Here is an 871-nt window from a genome sequence, read left to right on the forward strand (position 1 = left end):
GCCGCCGACGGCGACGTCGTGGCCCGAACCGAGCTGATCCGGGCCGGCGAGGCCGTCGGCGCCGGCCTCGCGTCCAGCGCGAGCCTGCTCGACCTCGATGCCGCCGTCGTGGCCGGCGGCTTCGCCCAGTCCGGCCCGATCTTCTGGGACGCCGTCGGCAGCTCGTTTCGCCGCCACGCCGGGCTGGCCTTCGCCCGCCGGATGCGGATCGTGCCCAGTGCCGACCCCGCCGCCGTCGCGCTGCGCGGCGCCGCTGCCTTCGTCCTGGCACCGGACCGGTACGGCTGGCCGGACGACCGCCCGGCCTGAGGGACCCCTCGACCACGGGGCCCGCGCACGCCGGGCCCTGACCCTCGGGCCCTGACCCTCGGGCCCTGACCCTCGGGCCCTGACCCTCGGGCCCTGACCCTCGGGCCCTGAACCGGTGGGCGGGCGTCACCCCTGTGGGGATCGAGCCCCGGCGGAGGTGGCTCCCCATTCGCGGTGGTCCCCGGCGGAGGTGGCCGCGGGCCGGCTCTCAGCCGGTGAAACCTCTGTCGACCGCCAGGACCGAGCCTGTCCTCGCGCCCGCGGCGGGGGAGCACAGGAACGCAACGGCCGCCGCGCTCCCCTCGGGCCGCAGGAGCCGGCGCAGGTACGCGTGGCCGGCGAACTCGCCGGTGTCCGCCAGGTCGTAGATCCGCGCCGACTCGAGCTGCAGCGCAGGGTGGCGTCCATCGACCCGGGGCAGACGACGTTCGCGGTCACCGACGCGCCGGGTGAGGTCGGCGGCCAGGCTGCCGCGTCGAGAGCGGCGGCGACCGCCGCGCCGAGCCCGCGGGCCACGCCGGTCACCAGCGCGACGGGGCAGGCTCGGCCGGTGTGCCGGAGC

2 protein-coding genes and 1 pseudogene are annotated in these 871 nt (G+C 78.1%); 2 read left to right on the forward strand and 1 reads right to left on the reverse strand.

Annotated features, from left to right (window positions below; genetic code table 11):
* Positions 1-309: pseudogene (locus tag MXD58_RS25815) on the forward strand (ROK family protein); the annotation flags it as partial.
* A gap of 208 nt (positions 310-517) precedes the next feature.
* Here the strand turns inward: MXD58_RS25815 and MXD58_RS30835 are convergent.
* Positions 518-730 carry an SDR family oxidoreductase gene (locus MXD58_RS30835; protein WP_308302051.1) on the reverse strand — a complete coding sequence of 71 codons (213 nt, stop codon included), beginning with the start codon at positions 728-730 and terminating at the stop codon, positions 518-520.
* Between MXD58_RS30835 and MXD58_RS25825 the strand changes: the two genes are divergently transcribed.
* The coding region (locus tag MXD58_RS25825) for a hypothetical protein (RefSeq protein ID WP_250610315.1) at positions 641-871 on the forward strand (231 nt) is incomplete at its 3' end. The genes MXD58_RS30835 and MXD58_RS25825 overlap by 90 nt on opposite strands.

Source organism: Frankia sp. AgKG'84/4 (assembly GCF_023242965.2).
Lineage (GTDB): Bacteria > Actinomycetota > Actinomycetes > Frankiales > Frankiaceae > Frankia.